Consider the following 15158-nt stretch of genomic DNA (forward strand, 5'->3'; position numbering starts at 1 on the left):
TCCCAAAAATATTCGGGAATTATTCTTCAACTTCTCCGGGCTGCATATTCGACATAGAGGCGATATCAATAACCTTATCAATCCAGCCTTCATAAAAACTCCGTTCGTGAGTGACAAGAATCAAACTTCCGTCAAATTTTTGAATCGCCTTTTTCAAAGAATTTTTGGTTGCTTCATCCAAATGATTGGTCGGCTCGTCTAAAATCAAAAAATTCGACGGTGTTAGTTCCATTAAGGCTAATTTAACTTTCGTTTGTTCCCCTCCAGACAATAAACACATTTGTTTAGTCGCATTGTCGGCATTAATCCCGGCCGCGCCAAGCCTTTGACGCAATTGTTTTTGTTCTTCCAAAGGATAGGCCGCCTGCATAATTTGTAAAGGAATCTTTTTATCATCATCCCAAATCAGATCCTGGTCAAAGTAATTTGTCTTTGCCGATGGCGAAAATTTCGATTTACCGGAAATAGCCGGCAGAATGCCAAGCAGAGTTTTAATCAAAGTCGATTTACCAGCACCATTAAAACCCGTAAAGACGATTTTATCGCCCGAAGACATGCTGAAAGTAATCGGATTCAAGACGGGTTTTTTAGGATCGTAACCAACGACTAAGCGTTCCGCTTTCAAAGCATCGGTTGACTGCGATTCGATATAAGGAAATTTAAAAGTAGCCTTCGGATTTGTTTGTGGCGGCTCGATAATATCCATATGAGCCAGCATTTTCTCCCTCGACTTGGCTCGTCCGGTTGTCGAGGCTCGTGCTTTGTTCTTTTGGATAAAAGTCTTTGTTTTTTTGATAACTTCCTGCTGCTTGTTATAGGCCCGCAATTGCTGCTCGGTTTTTTCCGTTTTCTGCCGCATCGCTTGGTCGAAATTACCACGGTATTTTGTCAAAGTATTAAAGGATACATCCAAAATGACATTGGCAACATTATTTAGAAAATCAAAATCGTGACTGATGATCAAAGCAGCTCCATCGTAATTTTGCAAGTATCCTTCCAACCATTTAATGTGGGAAACGTCGAGATAATTGGTCGGTTCGTCAAGAATAATAACGTCATTGCCCTCTAAAAGCAGCTTTGCCAAAATAATCTTCGCCCGCTGGCCACCCGACATCTCGGAAATAATATGGTCGCGGCCGATCGAATCCAAACCCAATCCGGTGATAACTTGCTCGACATTGTTGTCAATCGAATAAAAATCGGCTGCATCCAATTCGTTTTGAAAACGGGTTGCCCGTTCCAACAACTTGTCATCGACAAGCTCGGCGTACTTCGAGTATAAATCGGTCATCTTCTTTTCTTTGTCGTAAAGATCGCTATAAGCGGTATGCAAAAAATCGATCAGACTCATTCCCGACGGTATATCGGCGTACTGATCCAAATAACCAATCTGAATTTTTTTCTTCCACTCAACCCGACCGGCGATTGGTAAAACTTTCCCGGTCAGAATTTTAATCAGTGTCGATTTACCGGCACCGTTTTGGCCAACAATCCCTAAATGTTCTCCTCGTTCCAGTGTAAAACCGGCATCCGTATACAATTTTTTATCGGCATAGGCCATCGTTAACCCAGTCACATCTAATAAAGCCATCAGAAACAGTCTAGCATGTTAGAATATTTGCTGAAATGAAACCTCGTAAAATGCGTCCAAAAATAATTCCGGCCGATGATACAAAACGTGCTTATCGCTTTTACCGGGATGTTTTCGAATTCCTTCGTAATCCAAAGGACCAAACAACATTAATTGTCGACGGCCAGCCAATAAAATTTATCAAGAGTTCGAAAAGAATCGAGCTGGAATTGCTGGTACGCGATCATCTTCATGAAATCCGTGAACATTTAGCCAACAATTTTTTAACTGAAATAGCCGAACCAGAACATCGTTTTAATAAAAAAATTGCCCTGAGAATCCATGATTCGGAAGGCAATACGGTTATTATCGAAGGAAACGAAGATAACTAATTTTTTAAAGCCTGAGCAGCAGTAATAATTGCAACTTTATATACGTCTTCTTGACTTGCTCCACGCGACAGATCGGAAACAGGTGCTGCCAATCCTTGCAAAATAGGACCAATTGCTTCGTATCCACCCAAGCGTTGGGCAATTTTATAACCAATATTTCCTGCTTCCAAACTTGGAAAAATGAAAACGTTCGCATGACCGGCCACTTTTGATCCCGGAGCTTTTAATTTGGCAACCGATTCGACAAAAGCTGCATCGAATTGTAATTCACCATCAATATTATCAGCTAAATCCGGTGCCATCTCCTGCGCCAGCTTAGTTGCCTGAGCAACTTTATCGACCAATGCATGTTTTGCCGATCCTTTGGTTGAAAAACTCAGCATGGCAACTTTTGGATCGATTCCAAATATTTTAGCCGTATGGGCTGATTGAACGGCAATCTCAGCCATGGTTTGTGCATCAAGTTCGATATTAATTGCCGAATCGGCAAACAGATAGCGTTCATCATTTTTTTGCATAATAAAAGCACCGGAAATACGACTGACACCAGGAGCTGTCTTGATAATCTGCAAAGCGGGACGAACCGTATCGCCGGTTGGATGAACAGCACCGGAAACCATTGCGTCGGCCTTGCCGGTATAAACAAGCATGGTACCGAAATAATTTACTTCCTGCAGCCACATAGCTGCCGTTTGCGGGTCAGTTTTCCCTTTTCGTCGGGTAACCAGTTTATCGATCAATTGATTGAACTGCTTCTCATCGAATTTAAGCGGATCGATAAGCTTGATGCCACTCAGGTCGAAATGATTATCTGCAGCTGTCTTTTCGACCGCTGCCTGATCTCCCAATAATATCGGCGTTAGTAAACCATCTTTTTTTAAACGGATGGCCGCCCCCTGGACTCTTGAATCATCGCCTTCCGGAAAAACGAGTCTCAGTTTTTTTTCCTTAATTTTATCAGCCAACTCAGTAAATAAATTTGTCATTTTTCCTCCAACCCCGTTATTATAGAAAGGGTTTTCATTTACACCTTATTTTAACCAATCAATTGCTGTTCGGTCGTGTGAAAGCAACCAGCTGTTCGTCTGACTGAAAGGTTTGCTGCCAAAAAAGCCTCGATTTGCCGAAAAACCCGAAGGATGAGCCGATTGAATTATCAGATCCTTTTTTGGATTGATTAAAACCGCTTTTCTCCGAGCAAAGTTCCCCCACAAAATAAACACCTTCGGCTGGGGTTCGGCGCTCGCCAGTTGAATGACTGAATCGGTAAATTTTTCCCAGATCATTCCGGCATGCGAATTTGCTTTATGTTCTTCAACTGTCAAAACAGAATTCAAAAGCAGAACACCCTGTTTGGCCCAAGGTATCAAATCATGTGAGTTACGCGTTTTTCCAAGATCGCTGGCAATCTCTTTATGAATATTTTGAAGGCTGCTTGGAGCAGGAAAATTGTCTGGAACACTAAAACTAAGACCCTGTGCCTGGCCTAATTCGTGATATGGATCCTGACCAACAATCACAACTTTTGTGTTCGCCAGGCTCGTATAAAGCATTGCCGAAAAAATCTTGTCCTCCGGCGGAAAAACCCGAAGCGGTCCAGTATAAGCCTTATTAAGAAAATCATTAATCTGATTTAAATAGTCTAAACCCAGAACCGGTTTTAGATGTTGATACCAATCAGTCTTTTTTAAGTTAACCAAATAATCTTTCACGGTTAAAATTATAGTATGAGTCGCTACTTTTTAATGCAACAACATAATACAAATCAACGAGAAAATCGAGCTTATAACGAAGATTTTTCGATTGCTTTCAATATTTCCGGAAAAATCGGAAGCAAAAACGACGTCCTTTACGTATACGATACCCAAGGTGTAGAACAATCGAGAATCAGACAGGTATCTTATGGAATATTGCCGCGTTTTCAGCTGCTCTATCAGGACAAATACGTTGGTTCAATCGGTTTCAACTTTGCCGGTTTCAACGATGTGATTTTCGTTCGTTATTTAAATTGGGTAATTACCGGCGAAATAGTTTCGGGAAAGTACCGCATTAGACACGGCCGAAAAAAACTCCTGGAAGTCAACCCGGTTGAATTTCCCGATGGTCTTTTTTACCAACTAGATGTGCAAAACGACGCTCAAGCTTCTGTTCATGTCGCAATCGCCGCTCTTTTGGATCGTTGGGGAATGAAAAAAAATCGTAGTCTCTTAAAGCTGCCGACCAGATCGACTAAATATAAATACAAGATGGCAACAAGAATTAATCAATGAAAATTCTTCAGATTCTTGCCTAATTCCCGTTTTAAATCACGTTCTTTGATTGTTTGCCGTTTATCATAATTTTTCTTACCGGTCCCAATCGCAATTAATATTTTGGCGAAACCTTTAACAATATATACCCGTAAAGGAACGATTGTTTTTCCTTCTTTGGAAACGGCTCGATCCAGTGCAAGGATTTCTTTTTTGTGCAAAAGCAGTTTACGCCGTCGCAAGGGATCGACATTAAATTGATTGCCTTGTTTGTAGGGAGAAATATTCGCGTTGTTTAAAAAGGCCTGTTGGTCGCGAACCGTAATATAAGCATCTCCGATCGTAATTTGGCCAAGACGAACCGATTTAATTTCGGTACCCGTAAGCTGAATGCCAGCTTCGTAAGTTTCTCCAATAAAATAGTTGAAAGATGCCCGCCGATTTCTTGCCAGGGCATCATCATGTTTGTCTTTTTTGGCCATTAACGACGTCCTCCACGCAAACGATATTTGCCGGTTGATTTATAAGCTCCCTTTTGATGACGATTGTTTTGCCGATTTTCCTGATGCTGGTGATTATGGTGGTCCCCATTATGGTCATGATGGAAACTGTGCCGTTCCGGTTCGGCAGCTAAACGAATCTTGGTTACCGGCGCTGATTGCGGATCGATTAACTCAAAATCGATCTTGCGGGTTTCTTTATTGGCATTGATAACCCGTACCTTAACTTTCTGACCAATCGCGAAAATCCGGTGCTTGGTCCGGCCGATCAAAGCTTGACGGGTTTCATCATATTGATAAATATCATCTTTCATGGTACTTATGTGAGCAAGTCCTTCGATTGTGTTCGGTAAACTGATGAAAAGGCCGAATTTCAAAGCTGAATTAACAACTCCGTCATAAATATCACCGATATGATCCTCCATATATTCGGCAAATTTCATATCGTTAGTCGCTCTTTCGGCGTCCACAGCTCTACGTTCCCGCTCAGAGGTATCGATCCCAATTTGCGGTAGTTTTCCCCGCACAGCGTCAGTTGAAGAAGGACCAGTCCCGAATTTGGCATAATGTTTGATCAAACGGTGAACAACCAGATCGGGATAACGACGAATCGGCGAGGTAAAATGAGTGTAAAATTTTGCAGCAATGCCAAAGTGTCCAATTGGTTGCGGTGAATAATGAGCTTGTTTGGTTGCTCTAAGCATCATCGTTTGGATCATCATTTCTTCCGGCAACCCGGCAACCGCATCCAGCGCTGCTTGAAAGTCCTTTGGCCGCAGATTTTTCGGATCGGCTTTGATCGGATGGCCGATAGCCCGCATAAATTCGAAGAAATTAACAACCTTATCACCTTCCGGCACTTCATGAACACGGTACAAAAAAGGAACGTGCAAATGATCAAAATGCTCGGCAACCGTCTCGTTGGCAGCCAGCATAAAGGATTCAATCATTCGTTCACCAATTCCACGATCGCGAACCAACACATCAGTCGGGTGTCCTTTGGCATCGACGATAATTTCCGCCTCATCGGTTTCAAACTCGATTGCTCCACGTTTTTTTCTCATTGCCGCGAGAATTTTGTGCAAATCACCCATCTGATGGATCATTTCCGATAAATCAGCATATTTAGCTGTTTCCGCCTGATCGCCGTCTAGAATTTTATTAATCGAATCATAAGTCATTCGTGCATGCGAACGAATAATGCTTGGTTGTATCTTATGTTTGACAACTTGTCCTTCTTGATTAATTTCCATTTCACAGGACATTGCCAAACGATCTTCATTAGGATTCAAAGAAGCAATCCCGTTGGATATTTCCGTCGGCAGCATTGGGATAACCCGGTCAGTTAAATAAACCGAGGTTCCACGTTTATAAGCTTCGGCATCCAAAGACGTTTTCAAAGGCACGTAATTTGAAACATCGGCAATATGAACCCCTAGATGATAATTGCCGTTTGGCAGTTTCCAGACAACTACCGCATCATCGATATCCTTCGTGTCGGCTCCATCAATTGTAATTAAGGGCTGATCGCGAAAATCCGGTCGTCCCTCTGCTTCAGCGGCCTTTACATCAATCGTTTGTGGAATATTTTTTGCCTGTTGGGCAGCATCTTCCGGATAGTTGCTGGGAATTTTCAAGCTGTAGACAATCTCCAAAATATCAACTCCCGGAGCATCCGAACGGCCGATAACATTAGTAACCGATCCAATTAACAGATTTGGACGATCGCTGGTTGGAAACTGACTGGTTGTCGCCGTGACCGAATCGCGGTCCTGGGGCTGCAAACCTTTTTTATCAACGAGGTATTTGTATTCCTGAAGTTTTTCATCGTTAAAGGTGATCGTGCCGATGTAGTCATTTGGATTTAAATTACTTCTATTCGGCAAGTCGTTTTCGTTAACACCGGAACGAAAAATACCAACTACCTCTTGATTGGCATGGCTAAGGATCTTTTCGATTTTTCCTTCCGGAACCCGACCATCTTTGCCCGGGTGAATAATTGAAGCAAGAACTTCATCGCTTTGCATGGCCAAATTGGTATTGCTGTGACCGATGAACAAGTCATCCTGGCCTTCATCAGTTTTGACAAAGCCGAATCCCTTTGGATTAGCAACGAAGGTACCGTTAATAAAATTTTCAGAAGCGAATTGAGTAGCAGACATACTAATAATTATATCGGTTAATAAAAACGCCGCGATAATTAAATCGCGGCGGGTAGGTAGATAGATAAACTACCTCAGCTGGTCGCCTACCATTATATCAAATATTTTCATAAAGTTGCTGATCGATTTGATCAAACAGGCTGCTGAATGAATCGTCGGCAAGAACTGTCAAACGGTGCATAGCACGACTGGCGATTGTGTACAATAATTCCCGATCGTCTTCACTACCGTAATTTCGATTGTCGGCCTGCCAAAGAATAACAGCATCGAATTCGAGCCCTTTGGCTAAATAACCGGGAATAATAATTGTCCCGGGAACCAAACGCTGGTTTTCCAAGGTAATCAAGGTCGCTTGATAATTCTTTTTTTGTAGTTCTTCATAAACATTTTTTGCCTGAGCGGCCGTCTTCGTAATGATAGCGGTCGTTAAGTCAGCTTTAAGGTTGCGAGATAGACTATCAGCAAGATTTTTCAAGGAATCGCCACTTCGAAAAAGCGGTTTTTCACCCTCGCGGGCAAAAGCTTCGATTGTTTCAGAATCTTTCAGCAGAGCACTTGTAAAATTAGTGATTTGTTCGGTCGAACGGTAAGTTTTTGTTAATTTGATCGTCTTTGATTTCTTTGGATCGAACAACTCATACATTGCCGATTGCAAAGTTCCCGCATTTGTTCGGGTAAAAATCGCCTGATTCAAATCACCCAGCAGGGTAAATTTGGCTTTCGGAAATGAAAACTTCAAAAAAGCCAGTTGGAAAGCCGTATAATCCTGAACCTCATCAACGAATAGAAAACGAATTGTTCGATCCCCATGATGTCCATTGACTAAATCAAATAAATACAAGTAAATCGCCGTATCGTTCAAATTAAGTTTTTGAGTACTTAAATCAGATTTTGATCCTTCAAAAGCAGACTGCCATTCCTGATCGGAAATATCGAAATCGGCGAGATTGATTAATTGAGGTAGTGATTTTAGAAAACCCAAAAACAATTTGTTTGGATTCATAAAAATTCCATGACGGATTCGTCGAATAATTGGTTTTAAAGCATTCCGAACAATTATTCGTGCCAGTTCATTACGCTCTTTTTTCTCCGATTCGTATTGGCGTTTATCAGGGTCGCCAAGCATACTTTCCAATTCATCGGCTTGGAGATTTTGAATCGCAATGTCAACCCAGTCTTTTTTCATTTCTGAAGAAATTCGGCCGAAAACTTTTCTTAATAAAGCCTGTTTCGTTGCTTCTAAACGCTGATTGAGCGAATAATTGTCATTGAATGAATAATAGATTTTTTCGATATCTTCGCTTTTAAAGAAAGGTTCTCCCCGAAAAGCGAGACTGCGAAAACTCATTCCGCTGCGGCTAATTTTTTGAGAATAACGACCAACAGCCTTGAAAAAAGCCAAACTGCCCTTTAAATTGGTCATTTTAACCGATTCCGGGTCGTTTTCACTCTCGAATCGCTCGGCAAGGGTCTGCACTTGAATTTTTGGCAAACGATAATTAGCGTACTGATAAAAAGTCATCTGGATCATGTTATTTTCACCAAGATCCGGCAAAACTTCATTCACATAATCGTTAAACACCTGATTGGGCGAAAAAAGGACTACCTGTCCAGAAGTTATCTTCCCGCGATAACGATACAAAAGATAAGCAACCCGCTGTAAAACAGCTGCTGTTTTCCCAGATCCGGCCGCTCCTTGAACAAACAACAAATCCGAATCGGTATCCCGAATAATTCGATTTTGTTCATGTTGAATCGTAGTGACGATCGATTTCATTTTTGTCGAAGAATCAGAAGACAGAGCATTTAGCAAAAGCTTATCGCCGACCGCTTCTTCGGTATCGAAAACCGTCAGAATAATTCCGTCGGCAATTTCGAACTGACGCTTTAATTTAACATCCGCCGTTTGTTTGCCGACCGGAGTCTGATAATCAATTTTCCCAAGGCCGCCATCATAATATATTGAAGATATCGGAGCCCGCCAGTCATAAACATAAAAATGACCATCATTGTCGGAAAAAGATGCCAAACCGATATAAATCGTTTCTGTTTGGTTGGACTGATTACTGATATCGGTAAAATCAATCCGGGCGAAATAAGGCCTTCCCCGCAATTTTTGCAATGTCTCAAACTGGACTTCAGCCTGAGACATATCACGCTCTTTTTGTGCCAAGACCTGTTGCTGTGCGTGAACCGAAGCTCCAGTCTCGACCACTGCATTGAAATCAGAGAATTTAACTCTAATATCGCGCCAGCCCTTTTCAGCTTCTTTTAAATTGTCATTGGCCCGGTCGATCCGTCCTTGAGTTTCGCTAATTCTTTCATCAAGTTTTTGCAAAACCAAATCGAGATGCCGCTGTTCTTGTGCCTTAATATTATCTTTCATAAATCGTCATAATATTATACGCCAGATTTTTGCGATTAGATAGCGTTCAGCTGCGTGCTAGAATTAAAACATGACACAAAAGGGTATTAATGTATTTTTTGTTCGACACGGACAAACTTATTTTAATTTGATGAATCGTTTTCAAGGCTGGTCGGACATCGATTTAACAGAAAAGGGAATCGCCGATGGACAAGCGGCTGGTAAACGCTTAAGCAAAGTTCATTTCACCGCTGCCTATGCCTCCGATTTGCCAAGAGCTTATAAAACAGCTCAATTCATCCTTGATGAAAATGAAGCTGCTTCCCCGGCCAAGGCAACTTTAAATCGGGACTTTCGAGAGATTTTCTTTGGCAGTGCCGAAGGATTGACGATCAAACAGATCGCCGAGGATTTCGACCATGATATCGATACTTCAATGGTTGACGGGGCAATTGGTTATGGTGACACAATTAAAAAATATGGTTTTGACGGCCTGATGGATTTATTCAAGAAAAATGATCCATTGAGCCTGGCTGAAAATGCCGATGAATTTAATTCTCGTTTACAGCATGGCCTGAATATGATTCGCCAAAACTATGAGATTGGCGATAATGTTCTCGTTGTCACCCATGGAAGCTTAATGCGAGCCTTGGCAAACAAATACAAGTCCCCGGAATTAGCCTCCAAAAGCTTATCAAATGGCGCTGTTTCAAAACTTACTTTCGAAGCAAAAAAAGATGGCGATGTAACAATTGACCTATGGAACGATACAGAAAAAGTCTGGTAAATATAACCAGACTTTTTTATTGGCGATGAAGAATTTTTTTAAATAAACGATAAAAGTAATATTTTGTTTTCTGGACCGGGAAATCAAAGCTGCCGACCATTTCTCTCGTATAACCATTGAAGTGGGTCTTAAAACCAAGAACCCCATCAGATCCGTCGAATTTACCGCTGACACCGTAAAAATTGTAAAGAGGAATCCTCTCTTTAACCGCTTCGGTAATCATCGTATCCTGAATTTCGTAAGGAGCAAAAAGATGTTCGTATTTCTCATCGCTGCCGGAATAAAGATAGACAACTTCTTGATTTTCAATTACAAAAAGCGCAACCGAAACCAACACGATGTCGTGTTTAGCTTCTTGGTGCATTTTTTTGGCTTCCTGCAAACGCTTCTGCAAAGCCGTTTCGGTTTTTATCCCCTCGGATAAATGCCGCTTGGCAGAAGCGGAAAAATCACTTAAATCACTTATATTATGGTAATCCGCTCCAGCAATTTCAGTTAATTTTTTTTGAATATCGTTTAAATCCTTTTCAATAGATTCTGAGTATTCTTTAAAATTAATCTCGGCAAAAATAAATTTTGCTTTTTTGCCATATGTATCGAACAAAGTTTCATAAAAGTCTAAACTTTTATCGTGATAATGCAAACGATCAGCGGTTTGTTGAGTAATTCTCTTAAAGGCCGGCAGTTCATCCCTGCCGATTTTACGTAATTTAATACAAAACTGTTTATTTTTGTTCAAATGGTACTTCGCCTGTCGGTTATAAGATTTGACGACATGTTCTGGATCAACTTCAGTCAAATCTTTAACAAATTGCCATTCCGGTTCAGAAGAGGTTGAAAAACCAATTTGTGGTAATTGATGATCAGCCGCCAATGAATTTAATTTTTCGACAAACGTGGTATTTTTATCGCCAATCAGTTTGCCTCTCTCTGTGTATTTAGCATAGGCGATATTCGGACGGATTCTGATGAATAAGCCATCACGCTTTTTAGAAAAGACTGTTAGGCCACTGATAAAAGCTTTAATAAGCTGTTCATTTGAATAATCCAGTAAAGGGCCGCGTTCAATTGAAAATAAATTCCCCAATTTTACTTTCGCCCAAGTCACTAGCGCACCGGCAACAACTTTTCCAGTATCGTCTTTCAAACCAACCAGAGCAGCATTTTCGCCGCGCTTTTCCAAGAGACTCTTCTGTTCGGCCGACTGGACAAAGTTCCCTTGTGGATGATTATTCTCAAAATTTGCATACTCTAAAACAGATAACTCGCTGAAACGATAATTCATTAATTCTTAAATCCTCCCATAGCTCCATTTGATCCTTCTTCTTGTCCGGGATTCCACCAATTGACATGCGCATTGGTTTGATTAATTCGCATATCAAAAACTTTCAGCAAATCCTTCGGAGCTTTTAGGACTGGATATTTAACCAATAATGTTGCTCTTGTAATAATTCGATAATTAATATTAGGAAACAAACAGGAAATAATCGTCAGCGTCGGCTGGCCATTAATCGTATTGTTCGAGTCCATAACAGATACTTTTGTTTTATAAACGGTATTTTGAACTTTTACTTTATAAACATACAAATATTTTTTATCAATCGTGTAAACTTTCGTATTTTTCAGTGCCTGAACACTGTGAGTTCCACTCGAGGTCAAATAAGGCGCGTTTTTGTTCTCGGTGAGCTGCAGAGCAGAAAATCCGGTTACATGATTATTAAAATTATGAGCTGCCAAAGTGAAGTTCGTCGCCTGTCCCATTTTTTCGCCCTTAATCGAAGCGGCGCCTAAATTCAAAGTACTGCTGCTGTATGGATTGACGTAGATCGGCAGTAAAATATGACGGCTCGGAATACCGACATAACCGATTTTCGTTTTGCCTTGATCAGCGTGAGGATTCCATTCAACCATTTTTAAAATATCTTTTGCGTAGTCTGTGTCACTTTCGGACTTTGATATTTTTGAAGAAGTTTTTTTAGGCTGGCAAACTTTTAAAGGTTCGACTTTGGCAAGAAGCTCTTGATAATGCTGATAGCCCCAATAACTAAGCAGGCCGATCGAGAGCAAAAACAGGCTGATTGTAATTAGCCAATGTTTAAAAGAACGCTTCTTGTTAACTCTGGTTTTCTTTTTGCTCATTTATTAAATGTTAGCAAATATTTATCATAGGCATCTTTATCAAGAACTTTATCAACCTCGCCAATATATTCGCGCGGTGCGTCTTTGTAAGTAAAACCGTGTTTAAAACGATAAAGACCGTCAGAAGGATCAAAAACGCCAACACCACCAAAATCATATTCGGCTTTTTGTAGAGACAGACCCCACTTTGTCATTTCCCATTGCAACAAATAAGGCCCATAGTGTTTGGAATATTTCCGGTCGGAACCGGCATACATATACCAAATTTCATCCCCATGAGCAAAACCGATTCCCGATGCAACGATGTGGCCTTGAAAGTGGGCCAAAAAAATCTTGAACAAACCGGTTGAAGCAAATAAATCACTCATCCGATAAAAATATTCTTTTGGACGATAAGTAATTTGTTGGGCGTTGGCCATCATGACATAAGTCTCGTAGAAATCATCGACAAATTCACGCGAATGGCCAAAATCAACCGTCATACCGTCTTTAATCGCATGACGAATCTGAGTTCGGTAATTACGCTTGAAATGAGTCATCAAATCATCCTCATTTTTTATATCCTTATAGCTTAGGACCATATTTTTCCGCGGTTGAATATTTCCGTGCATGCTTTTAATCTGGACGTTTCTCGTTTGATAACCAGCTGCCTGATATCTGTCATTTAGATCCTGATCGTAAATAACCTCTGGATCCATCCGCAAAAGAAAAACATTATTCGGCAGGGCTTCAAGTGCCTCATTAACAAGGCTGTCAACAAGCTCGATATTTTCAAAATCGGCAATTGGCCCCCGCGGCGAATAAGCCAAAAGTTTTCCGGGAACCGCTTCAATTGTCAAAACGGCCATCGCGGCATCAATCTGGCCGCTTTCATTCTCATGGTATACGTAAAGGTGTCCCCAATTGGCCTTCAAAGCGCCCCAGAGAGTATCTTGGGTTGCTTGACCACGCCAGTTGGTCCGCACGAAATCGTTATACTTTTTTACTGCTGCTTCATTGTTTAAATCTAATATCATTACTTATCTATCATACCCGACATTTTCAAAGCTTCCTGCCAAGTTGGGATTATAAAACCTGTTTGTTGAGATTTTTTTAAACTTAAAACCGAATGCCGCGGGCGATAGGCTTTTTGAGGAAACTGATCTGAATTAACCGCTTTTATTTCAAGCGAATAGTTGTTTAAAATTTCTTTGGCAAAATCATACCAGCTGGCCGTTCCCCGATTAGATAAATTATAAGTTCCGTAAGCTGCCTGATGATCGATTAAATAGAGTATGAATTCAGCTAGTGTTTTTGTCCACGTTGGTCTTCCGACCTGATCGTTAACAACCGTTAATTTTGGATGCGTTTTAGCTAATTTTTGCATCGTATAAACAAAATTATTTCCGTATTTTCCAAAAACCCAACTGGTCCGAATAATATATGCATCAACAGCAGCATCCAAAATCGCTTTTTCACCGGCTAATTTCGCTTTACCGTATTCGTTTTTAGGATTAGTCGGGTCATTCTCTGAATATTCGTCGCTGGAAGTACCATCGAAAACATAATCAGTTGAAATATAAACCAATTTACTGGCAAAAGCTTTAGCTGCTTGTGCTAAATTCTTACTGCCATCTCGATTAACCTGCCAGTTGATCTGTTTTCCCTCGTCTTCGGCCGCATCGACTTTGGTATAGGCTGCTGCATCCAAAACAACATCCGGTTTTTGAGCTTCGATTGCTTCAAAAACCAATTGTCGGTTAGTTATATCTAAAGTTTTTGAATCGTAAGCAACAAAATCAAGACCACGATCCTCTAATAATTCATGGAGTTCTTGACCAAGCTGCCCATTAGCGCCGGTAATCATATATTTCATATTTCTAATCATAATACTGAAAACAGGCAAAGCTCTTTAATGAATAAATATTTTTCCATTGAGTTATAAAATAGTGCTAAGTTAGAGATTAAATAATTCTTTTTAAGGCGGTTTATTTTTTATGCAGGTTTTCCTTGAAAGCGGTTCAGGCATTCTAATGATTATTTTGATGGTGGCGGTCGGTTATTTTTTGGCGACACGCGACTGGTTTTCCGAGGATTCAACCAAGCTGATTGCTAAATTGGTCACCCAGGTGGCTTTGCCTCCCTATATGATTTCTTCGATTACAAGCGACTTTTCTAGGCAAGAACTTTTGAACATTCTCCCTGATCTCCGTTTTCCGATTTTATCAATGATGATCCTTTTTATTATTTCGATTATGATTGTTCGCCTGATTAAAGTTCGTCCAATCCACAAAGGACTTTTTGAGTCGATGTTTTTTAATTCAAACACGGTCTTTGTTGGTCTGCCGATTAATTTGGCGATTTTTGGATCAAAAAGCCTGCCTTACGTGCTTGTTTACTACATGGCAAACACGATGATTTTTTGGACTTTAGGTGTTTATTTAATTCAAAGAGATGGCGAGACGGCCGAACGTATGAGCCTCCAAGCAATTATTAAGAAAATTTTTTCGGCTCCTTTAATCGGCTTTATTATTGGAGTTGTTTTGGTTATTCTTGGAATTCATCTGCCTACTTTTTTAATGGAAGGCTTTAGCTATATGGGTGGATTAACAATTCCGCTTTCAATGATTTTTATCGGCATCTCAGTTCATACAGCCGGAATTAAAAATATGGAATTAAATCGTGATAGTCTTGGGGTTTTGTCTGGACGTTTTATTTTTGCCCCACTTTTGATGATGCTTTTGGTTCTGCCATCATCAATGCCAATCCTGATGAAACAAGTCTTTATTCTGCAATCTTGCATGCCGGTTATGACAAATGCTCCGGTAGTTTCGAAAATTTACAAAGCCGATGCCAATTTCTCATCAATCATGGTAACCGAGACTACTTTGCTGTCCCTATTGATCGTTCCGATTATGATGGTCATCATAACTCATTTGGCTTAAAATTTTTTTGGAAATTGTTTGATAACTTTTAACCTGATTTTTGTGGTCACGATTTAGTCTCGTGAACAAA

At 40.5% G+C, this 15158-nt stretch carries 14 protein-coding genes; 4 read left to right on the top strand and 10 right to left on the bottom strand.

All coding sequences use genetic code 11. The annotated features are described in order from the left end of the window. Positions 1-19: 19 nt before the first annotated feature. Complete coding sequence (locus J3U91_RS07460; RefSeq protein ID WP_002820823.1) at positions 20-1591, bottom strand: ABC-F family ATP-binding cassette domain-containing protein; 1572 nt, start codon at positions 1589-1591, stop codon at positions 20-22. Positions 1592-1641: 50 nt separating this feature from the next. Here J3U91_RS07460 and J3U91_RS07465 point away from each other — a divergent pair, with 50 nt between their 5' ends. Next, positions 1642-1962, top strand: coding sequence for a VOC family protein (locus J3U91_RS07465; protein ID WP_002820824.1), 321 nt, complete (start codon positions 1642-1644; stop codon positions 1960-1962). On the opposite strand, the gene pta is transcribed toward J3U91_RS07465, so the two are convergent. Together pta and J3U91_RS07475 are read right to left on the bottom strand one after the other, a co-directional pair. Then, complete coding sequence (gene pta / locus J3U91_RS07470; RefSeq protein ID WP_002820825.1) at positions 1959-2948, bottom strand: phosphate acetyltransferase; 990 nt, start codon at positions 2946-2948, stop codon at positions 1959-1961. The genes J3U91_RS07465 and pta overlap by 4 nt on opposite strands. Before the next feature lie 45 nt (positions 2949-2993). Next, positions 2994-3674, bottom strand: a complete 681-nt coding sequence (locus J3U91_RS07475) for a uracil-DNA glycosylase (RefSeq protein WP_002820826.1) — start codon at positions 3672-3674, stop codon at positions 2994-2996. Between the two features lie 33 nt (positions 3675-3707). Between J3U91_RS07475 and J3U91_RS07480 the strand changes: the two genes are divergently transcribed. Further along, positions 3708-4232: an LURP-one-related/scramblase family protein gene (locus tag J3U91_RS07480; protein ID WP_002820827.1), complete on the top strand. Its 525-nt coding sequence runs from the start codon at positions 3708-3710 to the stop codon at positions 4230-4232. Here J3U91_RS07480 and smpB read toward each other — a convergent pair. From smpB to helD, 3 genes are all read right to left on the bottom strand, one after another. Next, positions 4226-4693: an SsrA-binding protein SmpB gene (gene smpB / locus J3U91_RS07485; protein WP_002817314.1), complete on the bottom strand. Its 468-nt coding sequence runs from the start codon at positions 4691-4693 to the stop codon at positions 4226-4228. The two genes, J3U91_RS07480 and smpB, sit on opposite strands and share 7 nt — an antisense overlap. Continuing rightward, the gene (gene rnr, locus J3U91_RS07490) at positions 4693-6873 is read right to left on the bottom strand and encodes a ribonuclease R (protein ID WP_002820828.1); all 2181 of its coding nucleotides are present in this window, start codon (positions 6871-6873) and stop codon (positions 4693-4695) included. Before rnr ends, smpB begins: the two co-directional genes overlap by 1 nt. Positions 6874-6970: 97 nt before the next feature. Further along, on the bottom strand, positions 6971-9259 hold the full coding sequence (gene helD / locus J3U91_RS07495) for an RNA polymerase recycling motor HelD (protein ID WP_002817312.1): 2289 nt from the start codon (positions 9257-9259) through the stop codon (positions 6971-6973). Between the two features lie 70 nt (positions 9260-9329). Here helD and J3U91_RS07500 point away from each other — a divergent pair, with 70 nt between their 5' ends. Then, complete coding sequence (locus J3U91_RS07500; RefSeq protein ID WP_002817310.1) at positions 9330-10025, top strand: histidine phosphatase family protein; 696 nt, start codon at positions 9330-9332, stop codon at positions 10023-10025. A 16-nt stretch (positions 10026-10041) separates the two neighbouring features. On the opposite strand, the gene J3U91_RS07505 is transcribed toward J3U91_RS07500, so the two are convergent. From J3U91_RS07505 to rfbD, 4 genes are read right to left on the bottom strand one after another with little or no spacing between them, the layout of a single operon-like run. Further along, entirely contained in the window at positions 10042-11310 is a 1269-nt protein-coding gene (locus tag J3U91_RS07505) for an aminoacyltransferase (protein WP_002820829.1), read from the bottom strand. Beyond that, a complete protein-coding gene (locus J3U91_RS07510) occupies positions 11310-12164 on the bottom strand; it encodes a class A sortase (RefSeq protein ID WP_002820830.1) in 855 nt (284 codons plus the stop codon). The genes J3U91_RS07505 and J3U91_RS07510 overlap by 1 nt, the downstream gene beginning before the upstream one ends. Continuing rightward, a complete protein-coding gene (locus J3U91_RS07515) occupies positions 12161-13180 on the bottom strand; it encodes a lipid II:glycine glycyltransferase FemX (RefSeq protein ID WP_002820831.1) in 1020 nt (339 codons plus the stop codon). The genes J3U91_RS07510 and J3U91_RS07515 overlap by 4 nt, the downstream gene beginning before the upstream one ends. Beyond that, a complete protein-coding gene (gene rfbD, locus J3U91_RS07520; protein ID WP_002820832.1) occupies positions 13180-14010 on the bottom strand; it encodes a dTDP-4-dehydrorhamnose reductase in 831 nt (276 codons plus the stop codon). The genes J3U91_RS07515 and rfbD overlap by 1 nt, the downstream gene beginning before the upstream one ends. A gap of 130 nt (positions 14011-14140) precedes the next feature. On the opposite strand from rfbD, the gene J3U91_RS07525 reads away from it, so the two are divergent. Next, a complete protein-coding gene (locus tag J3U91_RS07525; RefSeq protein WP_002820833.1) occupies positions 14141-15088 on the top strand; it encodes an AEC family transporter in 948 nt (315 codons plus the stop codon). Positions 15089-15158: the final 70 nt, after the last annotated feature.

It is taken from the genome of Oenococcus oeni (assembly GCF_020510245.1).
GTDB classification, from domain to species: domain Bacteria; phylum Bacillota; class Bacilli; order Lactobacillales; family Lactobacillaceae; genus Oenococcus; species Oenococcus oeni.

Coding starts and splice junctions, on each gene's coding strand:
- J3U91_RS07460 (WP_002820823.1), bottom strand. CDS start 1,591: ATGGCTTTATTAGATGTGACTGGGTTAACGATGGCCTATGCCGATAAA.
- J3U91_RS07465 (WP_002820824.1), top strand. CDS start 1,642: ATGCGTCCAAAAATAATTCCGGCCGATGATACAAAACGTGCTTATCGC.
- pta (WP_002820825.1), bottom strand. CDS start 2,948: ATGACAAATTTATTTACTGAGTTGGCTGATAAAATTAAGGAAAAAAAA.
- J3U91_RS07480 (WP_002820827.1), top strand. CDS start 3,708: ATGCAACAACATAATACAAATCAACGAGAAAATCGAGCTTATAACGAA.
- smpB (WP_002817314.1), bottom strand. CDS start 4,693: ATGGCCAAAAAAGACAAACATGATGATGCCCTGGCAAGAAATCGGCGG.
- rnr (WP_002820828.1), bottom strand. CDS start 6,873: ATGTCTGCTACTCAATTCGCTTCTGAAAATTTTATTAACGGTACCTTC.
- helD (WP_002817312.1), bottom strand. CDS start 9,259: ATGAAAGATAATATTAAGGCACAAGAACAGCGGCATCTCGATTTGGTT.
- J3U91_RS07500 (WP_002817310.1), top strand. CDS start 9,330: ATGACACAAAAGGGTATTAATGTATTTTTTGTTCGACACGGACAAACT.
- J3U91_RS07505 (WP_002820829.1), bottom strand. CDS start 11,310: ATGAATTATCGTTTCAGCGAGTTATCTGTTTTAGAGTATGCAAATTTT.
- J3U91_RS07510 (WP_002820830.1), bottom strand. CDS start 12,164: ATGAGCAAAAAGAAAACCAGAGTTAACAAGAAGCGTTCTTTTAAACAT.
- J3U91_RS07515 (WP_002820831.1), bottom strand. CDS start 13,180: ATGATATTAGATTTAAACAATGAAGCAGCAGTAAAAAAGTATAACGAT.
- rfbD (WP_002820832.1), bottom strand. CDS start 14,010: ATGATTACCGGCGCTAATGGGCAGCTTGGTCAAGAACTCCATGAATTA.
- J3U91_RS07525 (WP_002820833.1), top strand. CDS start 14,141: ATGCAGGTTTTCCTTGAAAGCGGTTCAGGCATTCTAATGATTATTTTG.